This window comes from Comamonas sp. GW821-FHT11H03 (assembly GCF_058807955.1).
The window spans coordinates 481,616-494,678 of sequence record NZ_JBXARF010000001.1; the positions used below are offsets into that span (position 1 = coordinate 481,616).

Annotated in this window: 12 protein-coding genes and 1 other RNA gene; 7 read left to right on the top strand and 6 right to left on the bottom strand. The window is 65.3% G+C overall.

Annotated features, from left to right (window positions below):
* Window positions 1–19: 19 nt before the first annotated feature.
* The gene (locus AC1RTQ_RS02295; RefSeq protein ID WP_492874027.1) at window positions 20–1,048 is read right to left on the bottom strand and encodes a Bug family tripartite tricarboxylate transporter substrate binding protein; all 1,029 of its coding nucleotides are present in this window, start codon (window positions 1,046–1,048) and stop codon (window positions 20–22) included.
* Window positions 1,049–1,075: 27 nt separating this feature from the next.
* Window positions 1,076–1,561 (bottom strand): DUF3237 domain-containing protein, encoded by a 486-nt coding sequence (locus AC1RTQ_RS02300; RefSeq protein ID WP_492874029.1) that lies wholly within the window; start codon window positions 1,559–1,561, stop codon window positions 1,076–1,078.
* 136 nt (window positions 1,562–1,697) lie between these two features.
* Between AC1RTQ_RS02300 and AC1RTQ_RS02305 the strand changes: the two genes are divergently transcribed.
* Window positions 1,698–2,480, top strand: a complete 783-nt coding sequence (locus tag AC1RTQ_RS02305; RefSeq protein ID WP_492874513.1) for a helix-turn-helix transcriptional regulator — start codon at window positions 1,698–1,700, stop codon at window positions 2,478–2,480.
* A gap of 42 nt (window positions 2,481–2,522) precedes the next feature.
* Here the strand turns inward: AC1RTQ_RS02305 and rnpB are convergent.
* Window positions 2,523–2,883: RNase P RNA component class A (gene rnpB / locus AC1RTQ_RS02310), an RNA gene on the bottom strand.
* 21 nt (window positions 2,884–2,904) lie between these two features.
* A complete protein-coding gene (locus AC1RTQ_RS02315; RefSeq protein ID WP_492874031.1) occupies window positions 2,905–3,729 on the bottom strand; it encodes an AraC family transcriptional regulator in 825 nt (274 codons plus the stop codon).
* 91 nt (window positions 3,730–3,820) lie between these two features.
* Between AC1RTQ_RS02315 and AC1RTQ_RS02320 the strand changes: the two genes are divergently transcribed.
* Window positions 3,821–4,735 (top strand): DMT family transporter, encoded by a 915-nt coding sequence (locus tag AC1RTQ_RS02320; RefSeq protein WP_492874033.1) that lies wholly within the window; start codon window positions 3,821–3,823, stop codon window positions 4,733–4,735.
* Here AC1RTQ_RS02320 and AC1RTQ_RS02325 read toward each other — a convergent pair.
* Window positions 4,719–4,883 carry a hypothetical protein gene (locus tag AC1RTQ_RS02325; protein WP_230847704.1) on the bottom strand — a complete coding sequence of 55 codons (165 nt, stop codon included), beginning with the start codon at window positions 4,881–4,883 and terminating at the stop codon, window positions 4,719–4,721. The genes AC1RTQ_RS02320 and AC1RTQ_RS02325 overlap by 17 nt on opposite strands.
* 414 nt (window positions 4,884–5,297) lie before the next feature.
* Between AC1RTQ_RS02325 and AC1RTQ_RS02330 the strand changes: the two genes are divergently transcribed.
* The 3 genes from AC1RTQ_RS02330 to AC1RTQ_RS02340 all read left to right on the top strand — a co-directional run bounded on the left by AC1RTQ_RS02330 (window position 5,298) and on the right by AC1RTQ_RS02340 (window position 8,751).
* Window positions 5,298–6,617 carry an MFS transporter gene (locus tag AC1RTQ_RS02330; protein ID WP_302089049.1) on the top strand — a complete coding sequence of 440 codons (1,320 nt, stop codon included), beginning with the start codon at window positions 5,298–5,300 and terminating at the stop codon, window positions 6,615–6,617.
* 76 nt (window positions 6,618–6,693) lie between these two features.
* Complete coding sequence (locus AC1RTQ_RS02335) at window positions 6,694–7,371, top strand: DUF2848 domain-containing protein (protein ID WP_492874035.1); 678 nt, start codon at window positions 6,694–6,696, stop codon at window positions 7,369–7,371.
* 15 nt (window positions 7,372–7,386) lie between these two features.
* Window positions 7,387–8,751 (top strand): amidase, encoded by a 1,365-nt coding sequence (locus AC1RTQ_RS02340; RefSeq protein ID WP_492874037.1) that lies wholly within the window; start codon window positions 7,387–7,389, stop codon window positions 8,749–8,751.
* 176 nt (window positions 8,752–8,927) lie between these two features.
* On the opposite strand, the gene AC1RTQ_RS02345 is transcribed toward AC1RTQ_RS02340, so the two are convergent.
* On the bottom strand, window positions 8,928–9,869 hold the full coding sequence (locus AC1RTQ_RS02345; RefSeq protein WP_492874038.1) for a LysR family transcriptional regulator: 942 nt from the start codon (window positions 9,867–9,869) through the stop codon (window positions 8,928–8,930).
* Window positions 9,870–10,025: 156 nt separating this feature from the next.
* Here AC1RTQ_RS02345 and cysK point away from each other — a divergent pair, with 156 nt between their 5' ends.
* Both cysK and AC1RTQ_RS02355 read left to right on the top strand, forming a co-directional pair.
* Entirely contained in the window at window positions 10,026–10,946 is a 921-nt protein-coding gene (gene cysK, locus AC1RTQ_RS02350) for a cysteine synthase A (protein WP_492874040.1), read from the top strand.
* A gap of 246 nt (window positions 10,947–11,192) precedes the next feature.
* On the top strand, window positions 11,193–13,037 hold the full coding sequence (locus tag AC1RTQ_RS02355) for an ABC transporter ATP-binding protein (RefSeq protein ID WP_492874042.1): 1,845 nt from the start codon (window positions 11,193–11,195) through the stop codon (window positions 13,035–13,037).
* Window positions 13,038–13,063 lie beyond the last annotated feature (26 nt).

Consider the following 13,063-nt stretch of genomic DNA (forward strand, 5'->3'; position numbering starts at 1 on the left):
GCTGCGCGCGCTGGTCCGCTCAATCCGCCTTGAAACCCGTCGCTGCCACCGCCTTGCCCCATTTGACGGTATCGGCAGCAATGATGTCGGCAAACTGCTGCGCACTGGTGCCCGTGACCCTGAAGCCGGCCTCCTGCAGCCGCGCCTTGCCGTCGCTCGATTGCAGGACCTTGAGCAGATCGGCATTGAGCTTGCTCACCACTTGCGCAGGTGTCCTGGCTGGCGCCACGATGCCGAACCAGGAGCTGAACTCCAGGTTGCCAAAGCCCTGCTCCTTCATGGTCGGCAGCTCGGGCAGTTGCTCCACACGCGCGCTGCCCGTGCTTCCCAGGGCCACCAGCTTGCCGGCACGCACCTGCGGGATCGCCATGCCGGAGGAAGCGAACACGCCCTGCACATCGCCGCTGAAAATGCCGCCCAAGGCATCCGAAGTGCTCTTGTAGTGCACCACCTCGGGTTTGGACTGCACGGCATCGCCAAACATATAGGCCCCGAAATGCCCCGGCGTGCCCGCTCCGAAAGTGGCCATGAACAAGCCGTTTTGCTGCCGGGTCCAGGCCACGAAGTCCCTGACGTTACGCGCCTTGACCTTTTCGGGATTGACCAGCAGCACGAAGTCGGAACTCACCACCTGGCTGACGGGGGCGAAATCCTTGCTCGGTTGGTAGGCAAGCCGTTGATAGGTATTGGGAGCGATGCTGAGCTGTCCTGTCTCAGCCAGCATGATGGTGTAGCCGTCGGCCGGTGCGCGCGCCGCCTCGCTGGCTGCGATCAGGCCGGCAGCACCGGGCTTGTTGTCCACCACCACGCCCACGCCGCCCCATGCTTCGGATAGCTTTTGTGCCAGCAGCCGGGCCACTACATCGGGTCCCGTGCCCGCTGGAAAGCCCACAATCATGCGCACCGTCTTGCTCGGATAAGCCGTCTGGGCCTGAGCGATGCCTACGGCTGCGCCGCTGCCGGCCAGCAGCGCCAGGGCCATCAGCCGGCGTCGCCAGGCCCGTGCCAAAGCGGGTGCGGGCAGGTTCCGGGCTTGCAGTACTTTCATGTTTTGTCTCCTTGTTGCGATGCTGTTTCACAGCACTTCGAAAAACTGCATGACGACCTGCTCCGGAAAGCGCGCTCCCGCGCCCACGAACAGGCGCTGCCCCAGCCAGGCAAAGCGCTTGGAGGCCGTCTCAAAGCGTGGCGCGCAGCGAAAGTAGATCGCCGAGGGATCGACCGTCTCGCCGCGGCGCAGGCGCTCCATCAGCTCGGCCGGCCCGGTGCGCAACGCCTGGTTGCTCACATAGATCAGATCGCCACCGTCGGTTTCGATGACATAGCGCGCGTCAAGCTCGGCCACTTCCTCGCTGACCAGCAGCTGGAAGTCGGCCCCGCCCGGCAGCACACGCGCCGACCAGTCCTGTCCCTGCACCTGCCCGCCGACGATGGGGATCACACGCCGCAAGCCGCGTGTCGTCGCGCCCACCTCCTGCGCCTGCCCCACCTGCACGCGAAATTCGGCAAAGTGGCGCAGCCTTGGAGCGGCAATCTGGAAATCATGGTTTGGCGACAGCATGGCTCTCCTTGCGATGTCTCAGCACAGGGACATGAGCGTAAGCACTGTTGAAGAATTCGCTGTCCCCCAAGAAGATGACAGCCCACGCCAAGGCACACCGATGAGAACCTGGAAGCTACCTTCGACGACTGAAGCCATGCAGGCCGGCGATAGGGCCCAAGCCAGCAGCATGGCCCAGGCCAGCGCCTTGCTGGCCGGTCTGGTGGAGCATCTGGGACAGAGCTGTTTTGCCCAGGCCGCGCTCGCGCAGCTGAGCGCCATTGCGCCCACGGCCTCGCTGTCGGTGTATCGCATCGGCAGTTGCCGGCCGCGGCTGTTTCTCTCGGCCTCCCAGGGCGTTGCGGACACCACGCGCCAGTGCTGGAGCGCCTACCTCTCGGGACCTCAGCACGAGGACAGAAGCTGGGGCCAGGAATGGCCCGGACATATGCGAACGCCAGGCGCCCGCAATCTGGTCCATGTGCAGGCCAACGAGGTCACGCCCTTGCATCGCCAGTGCGTGTATGACGCCCATGGCGTGGCAGAGCGCATCTCGATTGCCGAGCCCGGCGCAGACGGCTCGGTGTTTGCCGTCAACCTCTATCGCCATGCGCACCAGAAACCCTTTGCCGACCGGCACCTGAGCGACTTCGCGGACCTGTCCAGCGCGCTGATGGCTCTGACGCACAAGCACCTGGCGCTGACGGCCGACATGGCTGCCGGCGATGAGAGATGGCCGACTCGCCTGCGCAAGCTGGCACCGGGTCTGACGGCGCGCGAGCTCGAGGTCTGCCTGCGCCTGCTGCGCGGCATGACCCAGGACGGCATTGCGGCCGATCTCGGGTTGAGCGCAGCCACCGTGAAGACCTATCGCAACCGCGCCTTTGCGCGGCTCGATATCCACCACCGCCATCAGCTGTTCGCGCTGATGGTGGAGTGAATGCCGGGGAATCGTCGGGGCTTTGCCCGAGCGAGAAAGAAAGTGTGAAGTGCGCCGATAAGCCGGATTCTGTGCACAACGGTTGCCCGCCATGTGACCGCCATTAATCTTGGCCATCAGTCGCCTGATGGCTCGGTGCTACCTACCCGCACACTCCGGGGGCCCCGTCAACGTGTGCCTACTTGGTATTGCTGCGCGTAGAGATTGCCCGTTTCACCCTGGTTGGTCTGCCTTGCGGCACTCCTGCCAGACTCGTCTCTGTTGCTCTGATCCTCACCTCACGGTGGACAGCTGTTAGCTGCTACGCCGCCCTATGCAGTCCGGACGTTCCTCCAGTACGGTCTTTCGACCCAACGCAAGCGTTGGCCTTTCGGCTAGTACCAGCGGCGGTCTGGCGCACTTCACGGCGCGCATTATCCCGCGTTCAGAAAGAACTTGCACAGAACTCGCGCCTGAACTGCTCGGGCGGCAGGCCGGACTCGCGCTGGAACATGGCAATAAAGGCCGAAGGCGTGCTGTAACCCAGGTCGTAGGCGATGCGCTGCACGGTGTGGCCGACCTCCAGCGCATCGATCGCCTGCAGATAGCGCATGCGCTGGCGCCATTCGCCCAGACTCATGCCCAGCTCGCGCTGGCAGTGGCGGGCCAGCGTGCGCTCCGTCATGTGCACGGTCTCGGCCCATTCGGCCAGACTGCGGTGGTCGTCGGGGCGCGACTGCATGGCGTCCAGCACCTGCATCAGCGCGGGATGCCGGGCCACGGGCAGAAAGCTCAGCTCCAGCGGCGTGGCACGCAGCTGGTCATGCACCACCCGGGCAAGCCGCAGGTCTGCGTCAGTCACCGGGACCTGCACGCCCCTGGCGCCGAAATCCGCCAGCACGGCTTTGACAATGGGCCCCAGGCGCATGCAGCCCGCCGCCTGCGGCAGATCCGCACACAGATCAGGGGCCAGATAGACGGAGCGGTATTGCACCGCATGCTGCAGATAACAGCTGTGCACCACGCCCGGCGGTATCCAGACCCCGTGCTGCGGCGGGCACAGGATATGACCCGTGGGCACGTCCATGCTCAGACTGCCGTGTGCCGCATAGTTCAGATGCCCCCAGCGATGGCTGTGCGGCGGAGCCTCGCTGTGTTCGCCGAACTCGTCATAGCGGAAGTAATAGCTGCCGGGCACTTTGTCGGTGTCCAGTATCTGCACGGCATGGCGCTTGGCGGCCGGACCGGGAGTCGGGGCGGAGGCGGGCATGGGTTCGTCCGGCTTGAGTGATGAAATGTCTGAAATCAGCAATGCGCTTCAAATACGTCAAGCGCATCATAAGCACCTCAAGGAGTTTCATATGGGTGCATACCTACTACCACTGGGCGCGGTGCTGATCTGGTCGGTCAACACCGTGGTCAGCAAGCTGGCCGCAGACAGCATCAGCGCGGCCGAGATCGGGTTCTTTCGCTGGCTGGTGGCTGCCGTGCTGTTCACGCCCTTTGTCCTGCCCTCGATCTGGCGCCAGCGCGCCGACATCAAGCCCCTGCTGCCGCGGATCCTCGTGCTGGGCGTGCTGGGCATGGTCATCTACCAAAGCCTGGCCTATTACGCTGCCCACTTCACCACGGCCACGCACATGGGCATCATCGGCTCTCTCACGCCCATGCTGGTGCTGGCCCTGGCCGTGTTCATGCTGGGCCAGCCGCTCACGCATGGCGGCATCTGGGGTTCGTTGCTGGCAATTGCGGGAGTCGCGCTGGTGGTTTCCTCGGGCCGGCTCAGCCATCTGGCCTCCGAGGGCCTGAACCTGGGCGACGCCATGATGTTCCTGGCCATGCTGTCCTATGCGATCTACAACATCCTGCTCAAGCGCTGGCCCATGCCGCGCCTGGCCACGGTGCAGCTGCTGTATCTGCAGGTGCTGGTTGCCGTGATCGTGCAATTGCCGCTCTATCTCTTCTCGCCCAAGACCGGGCTTGACGCCAGCAACCTGCCGCTGGTGGGCTACGCCGGCATCATGGCCTCCATCGCCGCGCCGCTGCTGTGGATGAAGGCCGTGCAGACGCTGGGGCCCGGGCGATCGAGCATGTTCTTCAATCTGATCCCGGTATTCACCGCCCTGATCGCGGCTCTCGCCCTGAACGAGCCCCTGGCGGCCTACCACGCCGTGGGCGGCATCATGACGATTGCCGGTCTGCTGCTGGCCGAGCTGTGGAAGGCCCCGCTGCGCTCGCGGCCTGCCATGGCCTGCAGTGCTAAAGCAGCAGATTGAGAATCGCGTAACTCATCAGCGACAGCAGACTCACCACGAACACCAGCATGACCCAGGGCCCCCAGCGCTGCTCGCGCCAGGAAAAACCGACCAACAGGCCTACGCAGCAGGCCCCCAGCAGCATCAAAATTGTGTTGAACGTGAGCAAGAGCAGTCCTCCCTCAAACAGACTTCGCTCCATTGTTCCCGATTGCAGGCCCCAGGGGAAACGCCATCACCCCTAGGCTTGATGTGAATCAATCGTCAATCCCTGACACCAGGCGCAGACCGGGGCTTTGAGCGGCCCGGCAGCGCGATCGGGCGTGCCTGACCCCTAGGGTTTTCCCGCGTTTTATCGGTGCACGCCTGCCTCATGCCGGTGCACAGCCCGCACCACCTCTGCTCATAAGAATTTGCATTCAGGGCCGCTCAGAATTTCTTGTTGGACAGCCCCTCGCTGCCTTTCGATACTGCCGCCACAGGAACACCGGCCCGCGCCGCATCCCCATGTTCCAAGACACACAGGAGCGCCAGCAAAAGCGCCCCATGTGCCCGCTGCACTTTCGCATACAGGAGACTCCCCATGAGCAGCCCGGCTTCCGCCACCCACCCTCTTGCCGGCCATGCCGGTGCGCACGCGCACCCCGACATGGACGCCACCTACCGCAAGATCACCTGGCGCCTGATCCCCTTTCTGGTCTTTCTCTTTGTCCTGGCCTGGATAGACCGCGTCAACGTCGGCTTCGCCAAGCTGCAGATGCTGCAGGACCTGCAGTTCAGCGAGGCCATCTACGGCCTGGGTGCCGGCATCTTCTTCATCGGCTACTTCCTGTTCGAAGTGCCCAGCAACCTGCTGCTGGAGAAGATCGGCGCGCGCAAGACGCTGGCGCGCATCACCATCCTCTGGGGCGCGGCCTCCATGGCCATGGCCTATGTGACCACGCCCACCATGTTCTATGTGCTGCGCTTCATCCTGGGCGTGGTCGAGGCGGGCTTCTTCCCCGGCGTGGTGCTGTATCTGACCTACTGGTTCCCGGCTCGCCACCGCGCCCGCATCAACGGCCTGTTCATGACCTCGTTCGCCATCGCCGGTGCTGTGGGCGGCCCGATCGCGGGTGCCATCATGAACGGCATGCAGGACGTTGGCCATCTGGCCAACTGGCAATGGCTGTTCATTCTCGAAGGCATTCCCTCGGTGATCGCCGGCTTCTTCGTGCTGGCCTGGCTGCCCGAGAAACCCGAGAACGCCAAGTGGCTGAGCGCCGCCGAGCAGCGCGCCGTCACCGCCGCCGTGGCCCAGGAGAGCCAGCAGGGCCACAAGCAGCATTCCTTCGCCGACGCCTGCCGCAACTACCGCGTCTGGCTGTGCGCCGCCGTGTACTTCTGCATCGTCAGCGGCAACGCCACGATCGCCTTCTGGTCGCCGTCCATCATCAAGGAGATCGGCATCCAGAACAATCTGCAGATCGGCCTGATCTCGGCCATTCCCTTCCTGGCCGGCACGCTGGCCATGGTCTGGAACGGCATGCATTCGGACAAGACCGGCGAGCGCCGCATGCACAGCGCCATCCCCGCGCTGATCGCCACCACAGGCCTGATCCTGACGGGCATGTTCCTGCACGACGCCGTGCTGGCCCTGTGCGCGCTGACGCTGGCCTCCGTCGGCATCCTCGCCGCCTTCCCCGTGTTCTGGTCCATTCCCTCGGCCTTTCTGGCCGGCACGGCGGCCGCAGGCGGCATCGCCCTCATCAACTCCATCGGCAACCTGGCCGGCTTTGTCGCGCCCTACATGATCGGCGCGCTCAAGACCAGCACCGGCTCGCTGTCCTCGGGGCTGTACTTCGTGGCCGCGCTGGAGTTCCTCGCCGCCTTCCTGGTCGTGCTCTTCGTCAAGAAGCAGTGACCGCCTGACGCTGCCTGCGCAGCGCCGCTTTGCGGGGCCTGCGGCCTCGTACTCCCCTTTTTTTGAGATTTCCGCCATGCAACTGCAATTCACCACCCCCGAAGGCCAGACCCTGGCCCCCCTCTTCGACACCCTGATCGTCGCCGGCTGGGCCGGACGCGACCATGCGGCCATCGAGCACCACATCGAGGAGCTGGCCGCGCTCGGCATTCCGCGCCCCAGCGCCGTGCCGCTGTACTACCGCATCGCCAGCAACCAGCTGAGCCAGAGCAGCCTGCTGCAGGTGCTGGGCCCGGACTCCTCGGGCGAGGCCGAGGTCTTCGTCTTCAGCCATGAGGGCGAGATGTTCGTGAGCCTGGCCTCGGACCACACCGACCGCAAGCTCGAAGCCTATAGCGTGGCCTTCTCCAAGCAGGCCTGCATCAAGCCCGTGGCCACCCAGGCCTGGCGTTTTGCCGACGTGGCCGGCCACTGGGACGAGCTGATCCTGCGCTCGTGGATCGTGGAGGACGGCCGTGAGGTGCTGTACCAGGAAGGCACCCTGGCCAGCCTGCGCACGCCCCGGGACCTGATCGCGGGCTACACCGGCGGCCAGAGTCTGCTGCCCGAAGGCAGCGGCATGACCTGCGGCACCATGGCCGCCATTGGCGGCATCCGCCCGGCCACGCAGTTCGCCATGGAGCTGCACGACCCGCGCAGCCAGCGCAGCATCCGCCACCGCTACCGCAGCGAGCTGCTGGACATCGTCGCCTGAACACCGGAGCTACCCATGACTTCAGTCTCCCCCCGCCTTGACCAGGTCTGCGAGCGCCTGGCCCGAGGCCAGACCAGCGCCGTGCAACTGGCCGAGCAGGCGCTGGACCGCGCCGCGCAAGGCGAAGGCCCGCGCGTGTTCACCCGCGTGCTGCGCGAGCAGGCCCTGGCCGAAGCCCGCGCCAGCGATGCGCTGCGCGCGGCCGGCCTGGCACGCTCGCCCCTGGAAGGCCTGCCCATCTCGGTCAAGGATCTGTTCGACATCGCCGGCCACCCCACGCTGGGCGGCTCCAGGCTGCTGGCCAGCGCCGCCCCCGCCACGCAGACTGCCGAAGTCGTGCAGCGCCTGCGCCGCGCGGGCGCGGTCATCGTGGGCACCACCAATATGACCGAGTTTGCCTACTCGGGCCTGGGGCTGAATCCGCACTACGGCACGCCGCGCAATCCCTGGCAGCGCGATATCGACGGCGGCCGCATTCCCGGCGGCTCGTCCTCGGGCGCGGCCATCTCGGTGACCGACGGCATGGCGCTGGCCGCCATCGGCTCGGACACCGGAGGCTCGGTACGCATTCCCTCGGCGCTGTGCGGCCTGACCGGCTTCAAGCCCACAGCGCGGCGCGTTTCCATGCAGGGCGTGCTGCCGCTGTCGGCCAACCTCGACTCCATCGGCCCGCTGGCGCCCAGCGTGCGCTGCTGCGCCGCGCTGGACGCGGTGCTGTCGGGCCAGTCGCATGGCGAGCTGCGCGCGGCCTCGCTGCAGGGCCTGCGCCTGCTGGTGCCCACGAACGTGGTGCTGGACGGCATGGACAGCACCGTGGCTGCGGCCTGGCAGCGTGCGCTGTCGCTGCTGTACGCGGCCGGCGTGCAGATCACCGAGGCCATGGTGCAGCCCTTTTCCGAGCTTGCGCAGATCAATGCCAAGGGCGGCTTCACCGCCGCCGAGGCCTGGGCCTGGCATCGCTGCCATATCGACGGCGCCGGCCGCCTGGCCGAATACGATCCGCGCGTGGGCACACGCATTCTGCGCGGCAAAGACATCAGCGCGGCCGACTATATCGAGCTGCTGGCGCTGCGGCAGCAGTGGATTGCCCGCGTCCAGGCGCAGATGGCCGATCACGACCTGATGCTCATGCCCACGGTGCCTGTGATCGCGCCCAAGATTGCCGAGCTTGAGGCCAGCGACGAGGCCTATTTCGCGGCCAACGGACTGATGCTGCGCAATCCCACGCTGATCAACTTCCTCGATGGCTGCGCGCTGTCCCTGCCCTGCCACCGCGCGGGCGAAGCGCCCGTGGGCCTGAGCCTGGCCGGCACGGCCGGCCAGGACCAACGCCTGCTGTCGGTGGCGCTGGCCGTGGAGGCCCTGCTCGCCCGGGCCTGATTGCAGAGCCAAAAAAATAGGAGCTACTACCGCTTGACTGCAATCGATTTCAGATAGAAAACACTCTGAAATCGATATGTATCAGGCGCTAGCAGCTCCTTTTTTATTTGGTATTGAAACACACCCCAATGCACGGCAGGCATTGGCGCGGGCACCATTTGCGCCTGCTCCTGCGCTTATACATCCCCTGCCAGACGGGTGCCAGGCAGCCGCGCCACCGCCTGGCCGTGGTTCAGCGCAAAGGCCGTGGCCACCTCTTCGGCGGCGCGCACCACGGTTTCGGCCAGCGGGTTATGGTGATCGTTGCGCCAGCAGGCCACCAGCGGCAGCGAGGGGAACTCGCGATCCACGCGCAGCAGGCGCAGGCGCTGCTCGGCCAGCTCGCGCTGGATGATGGCCGGCGGCACGGCCGCCACGCCCAGGCCGTCGCAGACCACGCGGATCATGGTCGCCACCGAGGCAATGCAGTTCATGTGCGGCGAGGCGCTGCCTTCGGCGCTGAACAATTGCTCGATCACCGCATACGGCTCCGAGCCGCGCGCAAAGCTCATGATCGGAAAAGCCGCCAGCTCGGCCAGGCTCAGGGTCTCGTCGCCGATGCCCAGCTTGGGGCTGCCCACCCAGGCCATGGCGAACTCGCCCAGCGACAGATTCGCGATGGCACCGCTGGACACGGGCTTGGCCTGCAGCGAGACATCGAGCTGCCCCTTGAGCAGTTGCTCCGACATATGGATCGTGGTGTCGCAGGCGATCTCCACCTGCAGCCGCGGATAGCGCTGCTGCAGCAGCGCGAGAAAGTCGGGGAACCAGCTGTGCACGATGGATTCGATGGCGCCGATGCGGATCACGCCCGCATAGGCCTGCTTGTCCAGCATGTCCTCGCGCATCTCGCGCATCAGCCTGAGCATGCGCTCGGCATGCACCAGGGCCTTGGCTCCGTCGGCCGTGAGCGTGACCTCGCGTACGCCGCGGTCGAACAGGCGCACGCCGAACTCCTGCTCCAGCGTGGCGATGCGGCTGGAGACAGCGGCCTGCGTGGTGAACAGCCGCTCGGCCGTCATGCGGAAGTTGCGCAGCTCGGCCAGCAGCACAAAGGTTTCCAGAAACCGTAGATTCATGGGTCGATGTTAATCACCGCCTGCGGCCTTGACCACTTTTCGGGTCATATCGATATAGCCCATTCGCACAATGCTTGCGTGCACAATGCTCTGTGTCTGCGCAGACAGCCTGCGCTGTGATCCACTGTCCCACCACTCCTTATTCGCGGAGGTCCGATGAGAGCTGACAACATTCTGCAAACGATTGGCGACACGCCCGTCATTCACATCAACCGTCTGTTCGGAAGCAATACCAACGTCTGGATCAAGTCCGAGCGCAGCAACCCCGGCGGCTCCATCAAGGATCGTATTGCGCTGTCCATGGTGGAAGACGCCGAAAAGTCCGGCGCGCTCAAGCCCGGCGGCACCATCATCGAGCCCACCAGCGGCAACACCGGCGTGGGCCTGGCCCTGGTCGCGGCCGTCAAGGGCTACAAGCTGATCCTGGTCATGCCCGAGAGCATGAGCATCGAGCGCCGCCGCCTGATGCTGGCCTATGGCGCATCGTTCGATCTGACGCCCAAGGAAAAAGGCATGAAGGGCGCCATCGCCCGCGCCCAGGAACTGGCCGCCCAGACGCCCGGCGCCTGGATTCCCCAGCAGTTCGAGAACCCCGCCAACGTGGCCGTGCATGAGGCCACCACAGCCCAGGAAATCCTGCGCGACTTCCCCGACGGCATCGACGCCTTCATCACCGGCGTGGGCACGGGCGGTCACCTGTCCGGCGTGGCCAGGGTGCTCAAGGCCGAGTTCCCCAATCTCAAGGTCTATGCGGTGGAGCCCGCAGCATCGCCCGTGATCTCCGGCGGTCAGCCCGCGCCCCACCCGATCCAGGGTATTGGTGCCGGCTTTGTGCCCAAGAATCTTGACGTCAGCCTGCTCGACGGCGTGATTCAAGTGGAGGCCGAGCCCGCACGCGAATACGCGCGCCGCGCCGCTCGCGAGGAAGGCCTGCTGGTCGGCATCTCCTCGGGCGCCACACTGGCCGCCATTGCCCAGAAGCTGCCCGAGCTGCCCCCCAGCGCCAGGGTGCTGGGCTTTGCCTACGACACGGGTGAGCGCTACCTGTCGGTGGAAGGCTTCCTGCCCAACGCCTGATCGCGCCGCGCGCTTTCCTGCCACGCCGCACACGATGCGGCGTTTTTTTTCGCCGCGCAGGCCGCCGCTATAACCTGCTATAGCCCGCAATAACCCGCTATAGCCCGAGTGCGCCATGCGCTCATCAGGCCTGCACCAATGGCCCATGGGACGAGCGGTCATCGAGTCCGCTTGACACCCATCCCGGGCACTCCCCTACCATGCGGACAAGATATGCCACAAGCATGAACCGGGAGAATTTCCATCTTGTTCCGATTTTTTGAAAAACAGGTTCCACCTTATCCCGCGCAGGAGCCCAAGGTCCCGCCCAAAGGTTTTTTTGCCTTTGTCTGGGCCTGCACGCAAGGCATGCGCGGCTGGATTGGTCTGATGACCCTCACCTCGGCATTGCTGGCCGCTTATGAAGCAGTGCTGTTCGCCATCATGGGCCGCGTGGTGGATTGGCTGGGCACGGTCTCGCCCGCCCACTTCTGGGCCGAACAGCAAGCCATGGTGCTGGGCATCGCCGCCATCCTGCTGGGCAGCGTGGCGCTGCTGGCCCTGCACACCACCGTCATGCACCAGGTGCTGGCCATCAACTTTCCCATGCGGCTGCGCTGGGTGTTCCACAAGCTGATGCTGGGCCAGAGCATGTCCTTTTATGCGGACGAATTTGCCGGCCGCATCACCACCAAGATCATGCAGACCGCGCTGTCGGTGCGGGAAGTGGTGTTCATGGTGGTGGACGTGTTTGTAGGCGTGGGCGTCTACATGATCGGCATTCTGATTCTGGCGGCCAGCTTCGAGTGGCGGCTGATGATTCCGTTTGCGCTGTGGTTCGTCGCCTATGCCGGAGCCTGCTTCTATTTCGTGCCGCGCCTGGGCCATATCGGCAAGGAGCAGGCCGATGCGCGCTCCATGATGACGGGCCGCGTCACCGATGCCTATACCAATATCGCCACCGTCAAGCTGTTTGCCCACACGCGCCGCGAAGCCGAATATGCGCGCAATGCCATGGAGGCCTTCAAGGCCACGGGCTATGCGCAGATGCGTCTGGTCAGCCTGTTCGAGATCGCCAACCACCTGATGATTGCCCTGCTGCTGCTGGGCAGCGGCGGCACGGCGCTGTATCTGTGGACGCAGGGTCAGGCCTCCGCCGGCGTGGTGGCGGCCGTGATTGCCATGGCGCTGCGGCTGATGGGCTACTCGCACTGGGTGATGTGGCAGATGACAGGCCTGTTCGAGAACGTGGGCACCATCCAGGACGGCATCACCACGCTGACCAAGCCGCGTACCATCGTCGATGCACCCGACGCCAAACCGCTGCAGGTCACGCGAGGAGCGATTGCCTTCGAGGATGTGAGCTTTGGCTACAAGGCGGGCGGCAAAAAGGTGCTGGACCATCTGAACCTGCACATCCGTCCCGGCGAGCGCATCGGCCTGATCGGACGCTCGGGCGCGGGCAAGTCCACGCTGGTCAATCTGCTGCTGCGCTTTCACGAGCCGCAAAGCGGGCGCATCACCATCGACGGCCAGGACATCCGCAGCGTGACGCAAGACAGCCTGCGCAGCGCCATCGGCATGGTGACACAGGACACCTCGCTGCTGCACCGCTCCATGCGCGACAACATCCTCTACGGTCGCCCCGACGCCAGCGAAGCCGACATGCACGCCGCTGCCGACAAGGCCGAGGCTTCTGACTTCATCGCCACGCTGACCGACCTCAAAGGCCGCAGCGGCTATGACGCCCAAGTCGGCGAGCGCGGCGTCAAGCTCTCGGGCGGCCAGCGCCAGCGCGTGGCAATTGCACGCGTGATGCTCAAGGACGCTCCGATTTTGCTGCTCGACGAAGCCACCAGTGCACTGGACAGCGAGGTGGAAGCGGCCATCCAGGAAAGCCTGGACTCGCTGATGGACGGCAAGACCGTGATCGCCATTGCCCACCGCCTGTCCACCATCGCGGCCATGGATCGCCTGATCGTCATGAACGAAGGCCATATCGTGGAGGAAGGCACGCACCAGCAACTGCTGCAGCGCGGCGGCATCTACGCCAAGCTCTGGGCGCACCAAAGCGGCGGCTTCCTGGCCGACCAGGACGAGGCCGTGCAGTAAGCCGACGAGCCGGTCTGCCTGCTGCA

Coding starts and splice junctions, on each gene's coding strand:
- AC1RTQ_RS02295 (WP_492874027.1), bottom strand. CDS start 1,048: ATGAAAGTACTGCAAGCCCGGAACCTGCCCGCACCCGCTTTGGCACGG.
- AC1RTQ_RS02340 (WP_492874037.1), top strand. CDS start 7,387: ATGACTTCAGTCTCCCCCCGCCTTGACCAGGTCTGCGAGCGCCTGGCC.
- AC1RTQ_RS02345 (WP_492874038.1), bottom strand. CDS start 9,869: ATGAATCTACGGTTTCTGGAAACCTTTGTGCTGCTGGCCGAGCTGCGC.
- AC1RTQ_RS02335 (WP_492874035.1), top strand. CDS start 6,694: ATGCAACTGCAATTCACCACCCCCGAAGGCCAGACCCTGGCCCCCCTC.
- AC1RTQ_RS02315 (WP_492874031.1), bottom strand. CDS start 3,729: ATGCCCGCCTCCGCCCCGACTCCCGGTCCGGCCGCCAAGCGCCATGCC.
- AC1RTQ_RS02300 (WP_492874029.1), bottom strand. CDS start 1,561: ATGCTGTCGCCAAACCATGATTTCCAGATTGCCGCTCCAAGGCTGCGC.
- AC1RTQ_RS02305 (WP_492874513.1), top strand. CDS start 1,698: ATGCAGGCCGGCGATAGGGCCCAAGCCAGCAGCATGGCCCAGGCCAGC.
- cysK (WP_492874040.1), top strand. CDS start 10,026: ATGAGAGCTGACAACATTCTGCAAACGATTGGCGACACGCCCGTCATT.
- AC1RTQ_RS02320 (WP_492874033.1), top strand. CDS start 3,821: ATGGGTGCATACCTACTACCACTGGGCGCGGTGCTGATCTGGTCGGTC.
- AC1RTQ_RS02330 (WP_302089049.1), top strand. CDS start 5,298: ATGAGCAGCCCGGCTTCCGCCACCCACCCTCTTGCCGGCCATGCCGGT.